Below are 15,819 nucleotides of genomic sequence, written 5' to 3'. Positions count from 1 at the left end.
AGGCCTTGCCCGTGTCCCAGCCCGTTTCGTCCCAGCCCCCACTCGCCGACTGCTATGACCTCGCTGTGATCGGTGGTGGTATCAATGGCGTGGGCATCGCTGCCGACGCCGCTGGGCGCGGCCTCAAGGTGTTCCTCTGCGAAAAGGACGACCTGGCCCAGCACACCTCGTCGGCCAGCAGCAAGTTGATCCACGGTGGCCTGCGCTACCTGGAACACTACGAGTTTCGCCTGGTGCGCGAAGCACTGGCCGAGCGTGAAGTACTGCTGGCCAAGGCACCGCACATCGTCAAGCCGATGCGCTTCGTGTTGCCACATCGCCCGCACCTGCGCCCTGCGTGGATGATTCGTGCTGGCCTGTTCCTGTATGACCACCTGGGCAAGCGCAAGCGCCTGGGCGCTTCGCGCAGCCTGCGCTTTGGCCCGGGATACCCGCTCAAGCCAGCGATCAGCCGCGGTTTCGAATACGCCGACTGTGCCGTGGATGACGCCCGCCTGGTGGTGCTCAATGCCATGGCCGCCCGTGAGCACGGTGCGCACATCCACACGCGCACCCGCTGCCTGCGCGCCGAGCGCGTCGATGGCCTGTGGCAGGTTGAACTGCAGCACGCCGACGGCAGCCTGCAGACCCTTCGCGCCCGCGCCCTGGTCAACGCCGCCGGCCCATGGGTCGCCAGCTTCATCAAGGACGACCTCAAGCTCGATGCGCCTTATGGCATTCGCCTGATCCAGGGCAGCCACATCATCGTTCCGCGCCTGTACGAGGGCGAACATGCCTACATCCTGCAGAACGAAGACCAGCGCATTGTTTTTTGCATCCCCTATCTGGAACGTTTCACCCTGATCGGCACCACCGACCGCGAATACAGTGGCGACCCTGCTCAAGTGAAAATCACCGAGGGAGAAACGGATTACCTGCTCAAGGTGGTGAACCAGCATTTCAACCATCAGATCAGCCGTGCCGATATCCTGCACACTTACTCCGGCGTTCGCCCGCTGTGCAACGACGAATCGGACAACCCTTCGGCCGTGACCCGCGACTACACCCTTGCGCTGTCCGCAGGCGATGGCCAGGCACCGTTACTGTCGGTATTCGGTGGCAAGCTCACCACCTATCGCAAGCTGGCAGAATCGGCAATGGGCGAGCTCAAGCCATTCTTCACCGAGATGCGCGGCAGCTGGACGGCTGAAAGCCCGCTACCGGGCGGCGAGAACATGACCGACGCACAGGCGCTGGTCGATGCGTTGCTGGCACGCCATCACTGGTTACCCATGGACATTGCCAAACGTTGGGCTACCACATACGGCAGCCGCGCATGGCAACTGCTGGACGGTGTTCAAGGGCCGGTGGACCTCGGCCAGGCAATCGGCGGTGGCTTGTTCACACGCGAGGTGGATTACCTGCGCAACGAAGAATGGGCGCTGACGGCCGACGATATTCTGTGGCGGCGTACCAAGCTGGGCCTGTTCACCACAGCAGCAGAGCAGCAAACCTTGAAGCAATACCTGAACGATCGCCAGGGCGTCCAGGCTGCCTGATACCACGTAGTCGCAGGGCTTCGCCAAAGGCGCTGCCCTGCGTCAGGCCTCTTTGCGCTACAGAGGCCAACGTGCATAGGCTTCTACAGTCAAACGCTTGATAAGGGCGCTTTCTTGCGTTTCCAGGAGCCGCTTCAACTCATTGCACCGGTCCAGGTACGTCTGCTCATCGAGCGCGCCGGTCTCAACTTGTGATTCGTACGTTTCCAACGTTTGGCGATGAGCATCTACCAAGGCTCTGAATCGCTCAACGTATCTCTCCCGCAGGTAATGCTGCCAGAACTCCTGTTCAGCCAACGATTGCGCCAGTTGCTCGGTGGACTCCAAAGACAGCACTTCAGCCCTGGCGATATTGATGTCTTCCACGGTCACGAAAGCATCCAGCTCATAGTGCATACGCAGCGGTTGCGCTGGCAACTGCAGAAGCCCGGCCAGCCTGACCCGGTACGCCAGGTAGGTTTCGATGTCATCGATTCGCTCCAGGTTTCTCGGATGATTCGCGTTCACCTCCCTGAGCCACACCAGTTTGCGTGCGGCGATCCTGTCCACCTGTTGCAAGCGATACAGCGAACGCCCAAGCCTCATCAAAGCTGCTTCACTCTGCCCCTGGGCGAGGCCCGCCGTCTGTCGATGAACCAGCACACGCGTTTCCATCTGGCTGAACAGCCACAGCAGCCTGTCCTCACAGGTGGCCCGCCCGCCTGCCTGCTCGAACAACAACTCGCGCAACGCGCTGTTCTGCTCGCATGCCTCGATGATGCCCCAGGCCCTCGCCCGGTAGTACGCGGGGTATTTCCGATAATCCGGACCGCGTGCGAAATCACGCAAAAAGTTGAAGAAGTCATTCGAGCCTACCTCGCTGCGCAGGTTGCTCCACAACGCCTCGCGCTCTGTGCGCAACGGGCCAGTCGCGCCGACGAGCCACTCTGCCTGCTCGGCCTGCAGATCCCCATGATGACGGTAGGCAGGGTTGTGTTGAACCGTGTGCCGCGCAGCACTCGAAGGCCCCGGTTGTTCCTCCAGCAATGCCTCACTGGCTTCATCCAGTGGATTATCGTGCAGCGCCATTTGCTGCAAGCGGGCGCGCAGGCCCACAAGGTCGCGATTGACTTGCCGAATACGGTTGTCACGCAAGTCGGCGATACCGCGCCAAGGCAACTGCTCAATGCCTGCGGGCAACTGTTCAATATTTGCCGCTCGCAACCCCAACTGGCGCACGTTCAATAACCGCCTTACCTGCGGAGCATTGCCCAACGGGTTGTAATTGAGCTCTATCCTTTCCAGATTGAGCAACGCATTAAGGCGTCGGCTGTCCGCCGGGGTCATCACGATCTGGTTGTTATCCAGACGCAACAGGCGAAGTTCGGTCAAATGCTCTATACCCGGTGGTACCGATACCAGTCGGTTATTGCGCAGATCAAGCTGCCTCAACTGCGGGAAGCGCCGTAAAAAGTCAGCGTCGATGCTCTTTAGATCCATGTTACGCAACGCCAAGCGAGTAACATGCCCGAAGCTGATACCCGCAGGCAGCTCAGGCAGGCTACCCACGCGTTCGCCGTTGATTTCCAGCGCATAACTGCCATCCCCCCGGCGTCTAAGCTTGCGGCGCCAGCAACGCCGGATCGCGTTGCTCACCCGGCTGCGCCTTAGAAGGTCCAGCATGTTTGCATACCCGGCTCGCCAACCCGCCAGGGCCTCACGCAAGGCACGCCATTGCTGAAACAGCGCTTGGTAGTGTGACCACGGGTCAACCCGCTCGGTAACCAGGCTGAGCATGTACTGCTGCAGTTGCGCGTCGTCGAGCGTTGGAAAGATCTGCGAAATGCCGCGCCTGGCAGCTTGGCCACGGCTTTCTGCCCGGCCACTGAGTGGGTAGCCGAGCCGGCCATCGGCAAACCGCACAGGAGGACGCACACCACCGGAAATAGGCACCTGGCCTATTAGCCTTGATGCGAGGTCGCGGTGCATACGGGCGTGCCCCGCCAGCCGTTCGACCAGTTGCTGTTCGTTCAACAGTGGATCGCCGAGGGCGACTTTCTGCTCGTCACTCATGCACAACAGAAGCGCGTGCATCAGGCTGTCGGTAGGTGCGGCTACGGGGCGAGGATCCACCGTCAGGTCATGGATGCGATAGGCCTGCTCTTCTCGCACGATGCACATCACCTCTGTTGCCGACTCTGCACCTGCTTGTCCCAGCAAAGTGCCCTGTGCCGAGCCCACGCGAAGCTCGACGCGCAACGCTTCTGGCCAGGGCGCGAGCTCATGGACCAAACCGATGGCCAGCTTTTCAGTATCACCATTGACCGCCTGTCGTTGACGAAAACCGGCGCAGGCGCGATCCAACCGGCTGTCATGCAGGAACCAGCGGATACGCTCAGCCATGGCCAATGGAACTCGCCCGGTAGAACGCAATCGTTCGAGCACTTGATTGTCGACCTGCTTGCGTATCTCTTTCGCGCCGCGAACGGTAAGCCCCGGAAATGAACGCCGCATCAATGCGTCTTCCACTTCCTCGGCCTCTTGGGCGGCAGCCACCAGCAACTCCAATGCATCTGCCTGAATGGCTGGATGCAGGGTGTGCAGCCGATGGCGATCGAATGCATCCCGCAACCGTGCAGGCGCTGGCGCGTGCTCAACATGCAGTTGACGAAGCTGTGCCTCGTCAAAGCCCGTGCAATCCAGCACGGCGGTCGCCTGTTCCGCTGTCATGTCAAAAAAGTCCGCGGCCAGCCGACGTAGAAGTTGCAGCTCTCCCGTCCATTCCTGAGGCCGCTCCAGCGCATGGCGCCAGCCGCCGCTGCCGTTGCGTTCGAGTAACGGTCGATATGCCTGCTCGCGCTTCGGGTGACGGATTACCAAGTCCTTGCCATCCTGCGAGCGCGCCATCTGATAAGTGCCTTCGTGAAACTGCACTTGAGAACGCCCCAGGTGCCCCTCACTTTGCGCCATGGACAAGCCGGGAGGTTGCTCCACCCGGTATGCCGCCATGTCAGAGGAGCAGAGTTTCAATTGCCCGCCATCGAGCATCACTGGGACCAACGCTCGCACCTGCGCCGCCGCGACGCCCACCGCCGCACCCACCGCCAGGTTTTCCGCGACCGCAAACACATGCCCCAAGGCAGCCTCACGGTCTCCGAGCTGCCAATCCTGATAGCCTTCGTAGACCTCGTCGGCAATCTGAAGCGCAGCAATCCCCAACATCACCTCGCCCAGTACGGGTACGAACAACCCGGCCAGGCCTAGCAGAGTCAAGCCGGCATTTTCATAGCCGGCGAGCCGCCGGCGGCGAGCGGCGGCATCTTCGTCTCCGGTAGGCACCGCCAACACCCTGGCATCGTCGAAGATCTTGTCAATGCGCTGGGCCCGCAGATGAGCGAACAGCGGTTTGTCCAAAGGAAAATGACGACCGTCGAGTGCCAGTGCGGCTCCTTTCGCGGTCTGGGCCTGAAGGCGTTCAAGCACGGCGCTGAAAGCCATACGCTCGCGCTCGCCAATGAACCGCATGAAAAACTTGGCAAACCGTGTTTCGCGCAAGCGCAGCCCTAAATCCTGGTAGAGCGCGGCCCAGGAAGCATGCTGACGAACGGGTCGAGCAGCGTCGCCCGGTATCCAGACGATCAGCCCCGAAGGGGCGCCACCGCCATGTTCACGGCACTCGACCACCACCACACCCTGGATGCATTTGCCAAGCAAGAACAGTTGCCTGCAGGTAAGCACTGTGGTGTCGGCTGGTACGATCGGCGTGGGCGCGACAACCCTCAGCATCTGCAGGTAGCTGCGCTCATCGATGTCTGCTTTCAAAAAAGCGATGCGCACCGCTGCATCCAATGCCGTGCGCTGCGCCTCTTCAAACACAACCTCGACAGCACGCCGAGCATGGCCCGGCGTGCCGCCCGCCTCGTCAGCGGGTAACAGATGCTCTCGCAACAACCCTTGGTAGTGGCCGCCCAGGTCCAACTTACGGCAGAGCTTGGCGAACGACACGAACGAAATGGGTATCACGGCGCCTGACGCCGACTCCACCTGCCGGCGGACAACCGGCCTGGCCACGATTTCATCCTCAGCGAAATTGTGCATCGCTGCAGCCAGCAACGGCACCGCGTTCGTGCGCACCGTCCGTACCGAAGGTGGCATAGGGAAACTGCTCGGATAGAACCTGCGCTCCACAGTGCACAGCTGCGTCGAGCGCACATCGATATGGCGGTTGTGCTCCTTGTGCAAGGCCACTTCGAGGCGCGGAGCGGCAAATTTGGCCAAGCAAGGAATAGCGCTCAACAACCGATCCAACTGGTCGACACTTTGCTGCTGGCGGCTCAAAGCAAGGTTGAGCTCCTTCAGCGCATCGGCTGGCGCCTGCTTGAACCAATCGGGCAACTGCCTGGCGATCAGTGCCTCTACCGAGTCGGGTGGCAGGTCGTGCCTGGGGAAATCGCTCATGGACTGCCTCTCTATTTTGAGAAGCAGACAAGAAAGCTGAAAGAAGCCGTCATACGGTGTTAATTAAATAGTACGCAGCTTGCGCCCCGTCGATTCGTTCGGATTACCGAACGACTGCATACCCATTCATTCGGGGATTCGGACGCAAATTCTGTTACATGACCACCGCTAAACTATTGATTGCCAGGTTCTGCGGGACGTTATGATCGAAATCAGGGCTTGGCACGACTCATGCTCTACACTTGGTAGCCGAGTGCAAACGCTTCTTTCTGTATTCGTTGAACGAAAGAGTCCGCCAACGGCTCCATAAAAAAAACAAACACGTCGAGGAAAATTTGATGCGTATCGTTCGTCAATTGCTGGGCGCCGCCATTGCGGCCGCTGTGATCGCTTCGCCGGCCATGGCCGAGGAGCTGACCGGCACCCTGAAGAAGATCAAGGATTCGGGCACCATCACCCTGGGCCACCGCGACTCCTCCATCCCGTTTTCCTACCTGGCCGGCAAGCCCGAGCCCGTGGGTTATTCGCATGACATCCAACTGGCTGTCGTCGATGCCCTGAAGAAGCAACTGGGGACCGACATCAAGGTCAAGTACAACCTGGTCACCTCCCAGACCCGCATCCCACTGGTGCAGAATGGCACCGTCGACCTCGAGTGCGGCTCCACCACCAACAACGTCGAGCGCCAGCAGCAAGTCGGCTTCTCGGTCGGTATCTTCGAAGTCGGTACCCGCCTGTTGACCAAGGTCAAGGACGGTCAGCCTGCATACAAAGACTTCCCGGACTTGGCTGGCAAAAACGTGGTGACCACCGCCGGCACCACCTCCGAACGCATCCTCAAGGCGATGAACGCCGACAAGCAGATGAAGATGAACGTGATTTCCGCCAAGGACCACGGTGAAGCCTTCAACATGCTCGAAAGCGGCCGCGCCGTGGCCTTCATGATGGACGACGCCCTGCTCGCCGGCGAAATGGCCAAGGCGCGCAAACCGTCGGACTGGGTCATTACCGGCACCCCACAGTCGTATGAAATCTACGGCTGCATGGTGCGCAAGGAAGACGCAGCCTTCAAGAAAGCGGTGGATGACGCCATTGTCGGTTACTTCAAGTCGGGCGAAGTCAACAAGAGCTACGAGAAGTGGTTCATGCAGCCGATCCCGCCAAAAGGCCTGAACCTGCAGTTCCAGATGAGCGACGAGCTGAAAAAACTGATCGCCGAGCCAACCGACAAGGCCGCGGACGAGAAGAAGTCCTGATCCTCAGCAATTAGTGGCCTGGTGCTCAAGCGCACGAATCAATCCTGCAGGCCACTCATTAGTGTCTAACCTTTCATCCGAGGGCGCGTGCCGCCCTTGGATGCTCGAAGGTGCCCGTGAAACAACCGTCTGAGGGGAAATCCCGATGAATTACAACTGGGACTGGGGCGTGTTCTTCAAGTCCACCGGCGTGGGCAGCGAAACCTATCTGGACTGGTACATCACCGGCCTGGGCTGGACCATCGCCATCGCCATCACCGCCTGGATCATCGCGCTGCTGCTGGGGTCGGTCCTCGGTGTCATGCGTACCGTGCCGAACCGCCTGGTATCGGGCATCGCCACCGCCTATGTGGAACTGTTCCGCAACGTGCCACTGCTGGTGCAGCTGTTCATCTGGTACTTCCTGGTACCGGACTTGCTGCCCGAAGGCTTGCAGGAGTGGTTCAAGCAGGACCTCAACCCGACCACCTCGGCACTGATCAGCGTGGTCATCTGCCTGGGCCTGTTCACCGCAGCCCGTGTCTGCGAGCAAGTACGTACCGGTATTCAGGCGCTACCCAAAGGCCAGGAAGCCGCTGCCCGCGCCATGGGTTTCAGCCTCCCGCAGATCTACAACAACGTGCTGCTGCCGCAGGCTTACCGCATCATCATTCCGCCGCTCACCTCCGAGTTTCTCAACGTCTTCAAGAACTCCTCGGTGGCGTCGCTGATCGGCCTGATGGAACTGCTGGCGCAGACCAAGCAAACCGCCGAATTCTCCGCCAACCTGTTCGAGGCGTTCACCTTGGCCACGCTGATCTACTTCACCCTGAACATGGGCCTGATGCTGCTCATGCGCATGGTCGAGAAAAAAGTCGCCGTGCCCGGCCTGATCTCCGTGGGGGGCAAGTAAATGGATATGGATTTCAGCGAAATCATCCCTGCCCTGCCTGCCCTGTGGGACGGCATGGTCATGACCCTGCAGCTGATGGTCATGGGTGTTGTCGGCGGTATCGCACTGGGCACCATCCTGGCACTGATGCGCCTGTCCTCGAGCAAACTGCTGTCACGTCTGGCAGGTGCGTACGTCAACTACTTCCGCTCGATCCCGCTGCTGCTGGTGATCACCTGGTTCTACCTGGCCGTGCCGTTCGTGCTGCGCTGGATTACCGGCGAAGACACGCCGGTCGGTGCGTTCACCTCCTGCGTGGTCGCTTTCATGATGTTCGAGGCCGCGTACTTCTGCGAAATCGTCCGTGCCGGCGTGCAGTCGATCTCCAAGGGCCAGATGGGCGCCGCGCAAGCGCTGGGCATGAACTACGCGCAGACCATGCGCCTGATCATCCTGCCCCAGGCGTTCCGCAAGATGACCCCACTGCTGCTGCAGCAGAGCATCATCCTGTTCCAGGACACCTCGCTGGTCTACACCGTGGGCCTGGTGGACTTCCTCAACTCGGCACGTTCCAACGGCGACATCATCGGGCGCTCACATGAGTTCCTGATCTTCGCCGGCGTCGTCTACTTCATCATCAGCTTCTCCGCTTCGTGGCTGGTCAAGCGCCTGCAAAAAAGGATCACCGTATGATTTCCATCAAGAACGTCAACAAGTGGTACGGCGACTTCCAGGTACTGACCGACTGCAGCACCGAGGTCAAGAAAGGTGAAGTGGTGGTGGTCTGCGGCCCGTCGGGCTCGGGCAAGTCCACCTTGATCAAGTGCGTCAACGCGCTGGAGCCGTTCCAGAAGGGCGATATCGTGGTCGATGGCACCTCGATCGCCGACCCGAAGACCAACCTGCCCAAGCTGCGCTCGCGCGTTGGCATGGTGTTCCAGCACTTCGAGCTGTTCCCGCACCTGACCATCACCGAAAACCTGACCATCGCCCAGCGCAAGGTCCTGGGCCGCAGCGAGGCTGAAGCCACCAAGAAGGGCCTGGCCCTGCTCGACCGTGTAGGCCTCAGCGCCCATGCCAAGAAGCACCCAGGCCAGCTCTCCGGCGGCCAGCAGCAGCGCGTTGCAATCGCCCGCGCCCTGGCCATGGACCCGATCGTCATGCTGTTCGACGAACCCACCTCGGCACTGGACCCGGAGATGGTCAGCGAGGTATTGGACGTGATGGTGCAACTGGCCCACGAAGGCATGACCATGATGTGCGTGACCCACGAGATGGGCTTTGCCCGCAAGGTCGCCAACCGGGTCATCTTCATGGACAAGGGCAGCATCATCGAAGACTGCACCAAGGAAGAGTTCTTCGGTGACCAAAGCGCCCGCGACCAGCGCACCCAGCACTTCCTCAGCAAGATCCTGCAGCACTGATTCGGCCACAGCGTCCGCTGCCACGGGACCCACCGGGCAGCGGATGCTGGTCGTGACAAGGCCACTGTGATGAAATGCGACCCCTCGCTACTGCTCCCTGCCAAGCCTGCCGTGAATTCCCGCCTGATTCGTCAATTGCTGTTGCCGCCCCTGATCATCCTGCTGATGGTCGGCCTGGGCCTGGCCGGCTACCTGATAAGCGAAAACAACGGCATCCGCACGCTCAGCGAAAACGGCGAACGCCAATTGGAGCTGCACGCGCGCACGGTCGAAAGCGAGATCAGCAAGTACACCTACCTGCCGAGCCTGCTGGAGCTGGAAGACAGTGTCTCGCACCTGCTCACCGACCCGGATGGCGGCTCGCGCCAGACGGTCAACGAATACCTTGAGGGCCTGAACCGGCGCAGCCGCAGCCGGGCCATCTTCGTCCTCGACACCAACGGCCGGGTACAGGCGACCAGCAACTGGCGTGATGCCGACTCGTTCCTGGGTGAAGACCTGTCATTCCGCGCCTACTTCCAGACCGCTGTGCGCGGCGAGCCAGGGCGCTTCTACGGCATCGGCAGTACCACTGGCGAAGCCGGCTACTATCTGGCCCATGGCCTGGAAGAACACGGCAAGATCATTGGCGTGGCAGTGATCAAGGTGCGCCTGGACACCCTCGAAGAACGCTGGCAACGTGCCCGCCTGGAGGCGTTCGTCAGCGACGAGAACGGCATCATCATCCTCTCCAGCGACCCAGCCCGGCGCTTGAAATCGGTGCGCCCGCTGACCCCGCAAATCAAGGAACGGCTGGCGCGCAGCCTGCAGTACTACTGGTGGCCGCTGAACGAGTTGCAGCCACTGGCCCGGGAAACCCTGGCCGATGGCGTGGAAAAACTGACCTTCCCGGCCAATAGCGAAACCGCCCAGGGCAAGCCGCACGAAGTCGCCTACCTGGCACAGACCCGGCGGCTGGCCGACACGCCCTGGCATTTCACCCTGCTGACCCCGCTGCAAGACCTGCGTCGCGAGTCCATGGTGCAGGGCATACTGGTGGGCGTGGCCTTCGCCTTGCTGGCGATCCTCGGCATCGCCTGGAACGAGCGGCGCAAAGTGATCGCCACCCGCCTGGCAGCCCGCGAGGCGCTGGAAGAAGCCAACAGCCAACTGGAGCGGCGAATTGCCGAGCGCACCGCCGACCTGCGCGCCAGCAACGAACGCCTAAAAGGGCAGATTCGCGAGCGCCGGCATGCCGAGCAGACCTTGCGCCACGCCCAGGATGAGCTGGTGCAGGCAGGCAAACTGGCCGCCATCGGGCAAATGTCCACCAGCATTGCCCACGAGCTGAATCAGCCACTGGCGGCGCTGCGCACCTTGTCTGGCAATACCGTGCGCTTCCTCGAACGCGGGGCGCTGGAAACCGCCAGTGCCAACCTGCGCACCATGAACGACCTGATCGACCGCATGGGCCGCATCACCGCCAGCCTGCGCTCGTTCGCCCGGCGCGGCGACGACAGCGGCCAGGCTTCACTGGCCAAGGCGGTGGAGGCTACCTTGCAGGTGCTGGCCAACCGCATCAGCGCCTGCCACCTGCAACTGCACCACCAGTTCGAGGACCAGCAACTGGCCATCGACCAAACTCGCCTGGAGCAGATTCTGGTCAACCTGATCGGCAACGCCCTCGATGCCATGGCCGCGCAACCGCTCCCCGAGCTGTGGCTCGAAGGCGAGCTGCAAGGCGACAAGTACCGTTTGCAGGTGCGCGACAACGGCCACGGTATCGACGCCGAGGCGCGCAAGCACCTGTTCGAACCTTTCTTCACCACCAAACCGGGCGAACATGGCCTGGGCCTGGGCCTGACCCTGTCGGCGAGCCTTGCCGCCGCCGCCAAGGGCAGCCTGAACGTCGAGCACCCCGCCACCGGCGGCACGGCCTTCGTCCTGGCCCTGCCCCTGGTTTCTCCCCCTAGCGAATCGGCAGAGCATCCATGAACCAAGCGCCACTTACCGTCCTGATCGTCGAAGACGACCCGCATGTGCTGCTCGGCTGCCAACAGGCACTGGCCCTCGAGGACATCGCCTGCGAAGGCGTGGGCAGCGCCGAACAGGCACTGGAGCGCATCGGCGACGATTTCGCCGGCATTGTCGTCAGCGATATCCGCCTGCCGGGCATCGATGGCCTGGAGTTGCTCAATCGCCTCAAGGCCCGTGACCGCAGCCTGCCGGTGGTGCTGATTACCGGCCATGGCGATATCGACATGGCCGTCGGCGCCATGCGCAACGGTGCCTACGACTTCATGGAAAAACCGTTCTCCCCCGAGCGGCTGGTCGACGTGGTGCGCCGCGCATTGGAGCAACGTGGGCTGTCGCGCGAAGTAGTGGCCCTGCGCCGCCAACTGGCCGAACAGAGCAGCCTGGAGGGGCGCATCATTGGCCGCTCGCCGGCCATGGAGCACTTGCGCGAATTGATCGCCAACGTTGCCGATACTTCAGCCAACGTACTGATCGAAGGTGAAACCGGCACCGGCAAAGAGCTGGTCGCGCGTTGCCTGCACGACTTCAGCCGCCGCCAGGGTCAGCCGTTCGTGGCGCTGAACTGTGGCGGCCTGCCGGAAAACCTGTTCGAAAGCGAGATTTTCGGCCACGAGGCCAACGCCTTCACCGGTGCCGGCAAACGCCGCATCGGCAAGATCGAACATGCCAATGGCGGTACGCTGTTCCTCGATGAAGTGGAAAGCATGCCGATCAACCTGCAGATCAAGCTGCTGCGCGTGCTGCAGGAGCGCACCCTGGAGCGACTGGGCTCGAACCAGAGCATCCCGGTGGACTGCCGGGTGATCGCGGCGACCAAAGCCGACCTCGATACCCTGGGCCAGAGTGGCCAGTTCCGCAGCGACCTGTACTACCGGCTGAACGTGGTAACCCTCGAACTGCCTCCGCTGCGTGAACGCCGTGAGGACATCCTGCAATTGTTCGAACACTTCCTGCAGCAGTCGGCCCTGCGCTTCGACCGGGAAACACCGACACTGGACAGCCAGACACTATCGCGTCTGATGGCCCATGACTGGCCGGGCAACGTGCGCGAGTTGCGCAACGTGGCCGAACGCTACGCCCTCGGCCTGCCAGCGTTCAAGAAAGGCCCCAGTGGTGGTGCCAGCCAAGGCCTGGGCTTTGCCGAGGCGGTGGAAGCATTCGAACGCAACCTGCTCAGCGATGCGCTGCAACGCACCGGCGGCAACCTGAGCCAGGCCAGCCAAGAGCTGGGCATGGCCAAGACCACGCTATTCGACAAAGTGAAAAAATACGGCCTCGGCTGAGTTCAACCCAAACTGGAAAGACAACGTGGACCTGGTATTCAAAGCTGCCCTGGGCGCTGGTGTGGTGCTACTGCTGGCGGTGCTGTCGAAAACGCGCAACTACTACATCGCCGGGCTGGTGCCGCTGTTCCCCACCTTCGCCCTGATCGCCCATTACATCGTCGGCAAGGGGCGCAGCATTGCCGACCTGAAGACCACCATTGCCTTTGGCATGTGGTCGATCATTCCGTACTTCGTGTACCTGGCGACCCTGTATGTGCTGGTCGATCGCCTACGCCTGGAAGCATCGCTGGCGTTGGCCACGGTGGCCTGGCTGATGGCCGCTACCGTGCTGGTGACCGTGTGGGTGCGGCTGCACTGAGCCTGCAACCTGCCTTTGGTTCACAACCCGGCGATGTGCGTGACATCCTGCCGGTGCGCCTGCAGGTAGGGCAACACCGCCCCCAGCAGCGGCGCCTTGAAGGGTTCCTGGAAGCGGTGCGCCAAGCCCGGTATCAGGCGCAACTGGCTGCCCTGGATATGCGCCGCCAGGTGTACGCCGTGCATCACCGGCAATAACGGGTCGGCTGTGCCGTGTACCACCAGGGTCGGCACCCGCAGCTGGTTGAGCAACTCGACGCGACTCGGCTCGGCCAGAATCGCCATGATCTGGCGCTTGGCCCCGTCAGGATTGAACGCCCGGTCGTAAGCCACGGCAGCCTGGTGCAGCAACACCGCGCGGTCATCCCGTACCTCGGGGCTGCCCAGGGCCGCCAGCAGGTCGGCCTGCTGCTCGATGGCCACCTCGCGGTTCGGCGCGCTGCGCCGGGCCAGCAGTTGCACCAGCGCCGGATCCGGTGCCGGCAGCCCCGCCGCCCCTGAACTGGACATGACCAACGTCAGGCTGCGCACACGCTCGGGCGCCATCGCCGCCAGGTGCTGGGCAATCATGCCGCCCATGCTCACGCCCAGTACATGAAACTGGTGCACACCCAAGGCGTCCATCAGGCGCAGGCCGTCATCTGCCATATCCGTCAGCGTGTAGGGCGCCGCCACCGGCAAGCCCAGCTTGTAGCGCAACAACTCGACCGTCAGGTTGGCCGAAGGTGGCAACTGGTTCCAGCGTGACAGGCCGACATCGCGGTTGTCATAGCGAATGACCCGAAAGCCCTGCCGGCACAAAGCCTCGACCACATCGTCCGGCCAATGAATCAATTGCCCGCCCAGGCCCATGACCAGCAGCAAGGCCGGATCACGCGGTGAACCGACGCTCTGGTACACCAGGCTGACCGCGCCCAGTTCGGCACGCTGCACCGCTACATGTGCATCACAACGCTGTTCGGCGAAACTCGCAGGTACGCTGAACAGGAAGAAAAGAAAAAGCCAAAAAGCCCGCATGAAAGAAACACCAGAATGCAGATCCCCAGTAAAGCGCGAGTCTGATGAATTCTGTTCGGGCGCGCTGCCACAGTTCGGTGACAGTTTCATGACGCCCGCCAGACGGTGCGGCCGATCGCCCAGTCGACAGGCGCAGCAACATGAGAGAAACTCAACTCATTCCCTGTTTCCTCAAATCCACACCCCGGAGTCAGCTGTGCTGGAGATCCGTCACCTGAAAACCCTTCATGCCCTGCGCGAAGCCGACAGCCTGGTGGAGGCCGCCGAGCGCCTGCACCTGACCCAGTCGGCACTGTCGCACCAGTTCAAGGAGCTGGAAGAGCGCCTGGGCCTGCCCATTTTCGTACGCAAGACCAAGCCGATTCGCTTCACCAGCGCCGGGCTGCGCCTGCTGCAACTGGCCGATGCCACCCTGCCGCTGCTGCGCGGCGCCGAGCGTGACATCGCGCGGCTGGCCGGTGGCACTGCCGGGCGCCTGCACATGGCCATCGAATGCCACAGCTGCTTCCAGTGGCTGATGCCGACCATCGACCAGTTCCGCGATGCTTGGCCGGAAGTGGAGCTGGACCTGGCCTCCGGTTTCGCCTTTGCCCCGTTGCCGGCCCTGGCGCGCGGCGATCTTGACCTGGTGGTGACCTCCGACCCGGTGGACCTGGCAGGCATCACTTATGTGCCGCTGTTCACCTACGAGGCGATGCTGGCGGTGGCCAACCAGCACCCGCTGGCGAGCAAGCCATACATGGTGCCGCAAGATCTGCTCGACCAGACGTTGATCACCTACCCGGTGGAACGCGACCGCCTGGACATCTTCACCCGCTTCCTGGAACCGGCCGATATCGAGCCAGCCGCCGTGCGTACCTCGGAGCTGACGGTAATGATGATGCAGCTGGTGGCCAGCGGCCGTGGGGTGTGCGGCATGCCGCATTGGGCGCTGCACGAGTACAGTTCGCGCGGCTATGTGAAGGGCAAGCGCCTGGGCGAAAAAGGCCTGTTTGCCACGCTTTATGCCGCCGTGCGCACCGACATGCTCGATGCGCCGTACATGCGCGACTTCTTGCTGACGGCCAAGGACACCTCGTTCGCCACCCTCGATGGCGTCAGCGCGGTGCGTTGAGTACCTGACGGTACAGCGGCAGGATCAGGTCGCGGGTCAGGGGCGCCAGTGGCATGACGGGCGCCTGATCGGCGGCCAGCCACACCACCTCCTCGATTTCAGCAGCCGGAACCACGGCTGCGGCGCTGTCGACACGGAACAGTTCGGCCTGCACTTCAAAACCTGGCTCGTTGGCGGCTGGCGCGCTGAACTGGCCCAGGTGCACGACCTGGGCCGGGTCGATGTGCAGGCCCAGTTCCTCGTGCAACTCGCGCACCAGAGCCTGCACCGGCGTTTCACCGGCATCGATCTTGCCACCGGGCTGCATGAAGGCCTCGGTGCCACGCTTGCGTACCAGCAGGGTACGGCCCAGAGGGTCGATCAGCAGGGCGGCGGCGATGCGGATGGTGTTGGGCATGGGGTGGGCTCGCTGGAAACTATGGCCGGGGAGGATCCCATGGGGCCCTTGGCCTGACAAGGCCAGTCATTCCTGTACCGGCCGCTTCGCAACACAGGTTCTTGCT

At 62.1% G+C, this 15,819-nt stretch carries 12 protein-coding genes; 9 read left to right on the top strand and 3 right to left on the bottom strand.

The features are described from left to right. The first annotated feature begins 11 nt into the window (after window positions 1-11). Entirely contained in the window at window positions 12-1,538 is a 1,527-nt protein-coding gene (glpD, locus tag APH35_RS00890; protein WP_012273895.1) for a glycerol-3-phosphate dehydrogenase, read from the top strand. A 57-nt stretch (window positions 1,539-1,595) separates the two neighbouring features. On the opposite strand, the gene APH35_RS00885 is transcribed toward glpD, so the two are convergent. After that, window positions 1,596-5,975 (bottom strand): NEL-type E3 ubiquitin ligase domain-containing protein, encoded by a 4,380-nt coding sequence (locus APH35_RS00885; protein ID WP_060514049.1) that lies wholly within the window; start codon window positions 5,973-5,975, stop codon window positions 1,596-1,598. 338 nt (window positions 5,976-6,313) lie between these two features. Between APH35_RS00885 and APH35_RS00880 the strand changes: the two genes are divergently transcribed. The 7 genes from APH35_RS00880 to APH35_RS00850 all read left to right on the top strand — a co-directional run bounded on the left by APH35_RS00880 (window position 6,314) and on the right by APH35_RS00850 (window position 13,186). Next, on the top strand, window positions 6,314-7,231 hold the full coding sequence (locus APH35_RS00880; RefSeq protein WP_012273897.1) for a glutamate/aspartate ABC transporter substrate-binding protein: 918 nt from the start codon (window positions 6,314-6,316) through the stop codon (window positions 7,229-7,231). A 145-nt stretch (window positions 7,232-7,376) separates the two neighbouring features. Further along, window positions 7,377-8,123, top strand: a complete 747-nt coding sequence (locus APH35_RS00875) for an amino acid ABC transporter permease (RefSeq protein WP_012051388.1) — start codon at window positions 7,377-7,379, stop codon at window positions 8,121-8,123. Next, window positions 8,124-8,795, top strand: a complete 672-nt coding sequence (locus APH35_RS00870) for an amino acid ABC transporter permease (protein WP_012273898.1) — start codon at window positions 8,124-8,126, stop codon at window positions 8,793-8,795. It abuts the gene before it with no gap. Next, window positions 8,792-9,526 carry an amino acid ABC transporter ATP-binding protein gene (locus APH35_RS00865; protein ID WP_012273899.1) on the top strand — a complete coding sequence of 245 codons (735 nt, stop codon included), beginning with the start codon at window positions 8,792-8,794 and terminating at the stop codon, window positions 9,524-9,526. The genes APH35_RS00870 and APH35_RS00865 overlap by 4 nt, the downstream gene beginning before the upstream one ends. Before the next feature lie 69 nt (window positions 9,527-9,595). After that, window positions 9,596-11,500 carry a sensor histidine kinase gene (locus APH35_RS00860; RefSeq protein WP_012273900.1) on the top strand — a complete coding sequence of 635 codons (1,905 nt, stop codon included), beginning with the start codon at window positions 9,596-9,598 and terminating at the stop codon, window positions 11,498-11,500. Beyond that, window positions 11,497-12,825, top strand: a complete 1,329-nt coding sequence (locus tag APH35_RS00855; RefSeq protein WP_012273901.1) for a sigma-54-dependent transcriptional regulator — start codon at window positions 11,497-11,499, stop codon at window positions 12,823-12,825. The genes APH35_RS00860 and APH35_RS00855 overlap by 4 nt, the downstream gene beginning before the upstream one ends. A gap of 25 nt (window positions 12,826-12,850) precedes the next feature. Then, window positions 12,851-13,186 (top strand): GlpM family protein, encoded by a 336-nt coding sequence (locus APH35_RS00850; RefSeq protein WP_012273902.1) that lies wholly within the window; start codon window positions 12,851-12,853, stop codon window positions 13,184-13,186. Window positions 13,187-13,206: 20 nt separating this feature from the next. On the opposite strand, the gene APH35_RS00845 is transcribed toward APH35_RS00850, so the two are convergent. Beyond that, on the bottom strand, window positions 13,207-14,202 hold the full coding sequence (locus APH35_RS00845; RefSeq protein ID WP_060514048.1) for an alpha/beta fold hydrolase: 996 nt from the start codon (window positions 14,200-14,202) through the stop codon (window positions 13,207-13,209). A gap of 196 nt (window positions 14,203-14,398) precedes the next feature. On the opposite strand from APH35_RS00845, the gene metR reads away from it, so the two are divergent. Next, window positions 14,399-15,316, top strand: coding sequence for a transcriptional regulator MetR (gene metR, locus APH35_RS00840; protein ID WP_012273904.1), 918 nt, complete (start codon window positions 14,399-14,401; stop codon window positions 15,314-15,316). Here the strand turns inward: metR and APH35_RS00835 are convergent. Next, a complete protein-coding gene (locus APH35_RS00835; RefSeq protein ID WP_012273905.1) occupies window positions 15,300-15,713 on the bottom strand; it encodes an NUDIX hydrolase in 414 nt (137 codons plus the stop codon). The genes metR and APH35_RS00835 overlap by 17 nt on opposite strands. Between the last annotated feature and the right edge of the window lie 106 nt (window positions 15,714-15,819).

Source organism: Pseudomonas sp. NBRC 111132 (assembly GCF_001320565.1).
GTDB lineage: Bacteria > Pseudomonadota > Gammaproteobacteria > Pseudomonadales > Pseudomonadaceae > Aquipseudomonas > Aquipseudomonas putida_P.
Note: the sequence above shows the minus strand (reverse complement) of the source record. Positions and strands in the feature narration are given on the sequence as shown.

Excerpts from the sequence above, each read along its gene's own strand:
- APH35_RS00885 (WP_060514049.1), bottom strand. The coding sequence starts at position 5,975 with ATGAGCGATTTCCCCAGGCACGACCTGCCACCCGACTCGGTAGAGGCA.
- APH35_RS00880 (WP_012273897.1), top strand. The coding sequence starts at position 6,314 with ATGCGTATCGTTCGTCAATTGCTGGGCGCCGCCATTGCGGCCGCTGTG.
- APH35_RS00875 (WP_012051388.1), top strand. The coding sequence starts at position 7,377 with ATGAATTACAACTGGGACTGGGGCGTGTTCTTCAAGTCCACCGGCGTG.
- APH35_RS00870 (WP_012273898.1), top strand. The coding sequence starts at position 8,124 with ATGGATATGGATTTCAGCGAAATCATCCCTGCCCTGCCTGCCCTGTGG.
- APH35_RS00865 (WP_012273899.1), top strand. The coding sequence starts at position 8,792 with ATGATTTCCATCAAGAACGTCAACAAGTGGTACGGCGACTTCCAGGTA.
- APH35_RS00860 (WP_012273900.1), top strand. The coding sequence starts at position 9,596 with ATGAAATGCGACCCCTCGCTACTGCTCCCTGCCAAGCCTGCCGTGAAT.
- APH35_RS00855 (WP_012273901.1), top strand. The coding sequence starts at position 11,497 with ATGAACCAAGCGCCACTTACCGTCCTGATCGTCGAAGACGACCCGCAT.
- APH35_RS00845 (WP_060514048.1), bottom strand. The coding sequence starts at position 14,202 with ATGCGGGCTTTTTGGCTTTTTCTTTTCTTCCTGTTCAGCGTACCTGCG.
- APH35_RS00835 (WP_012273905.1), bottom strand. The coding sequence starts at position 15,713 with ATGCCCAACACCATCCGCATCGCCGCCGCCCTGCTGATCGACCCTCTG.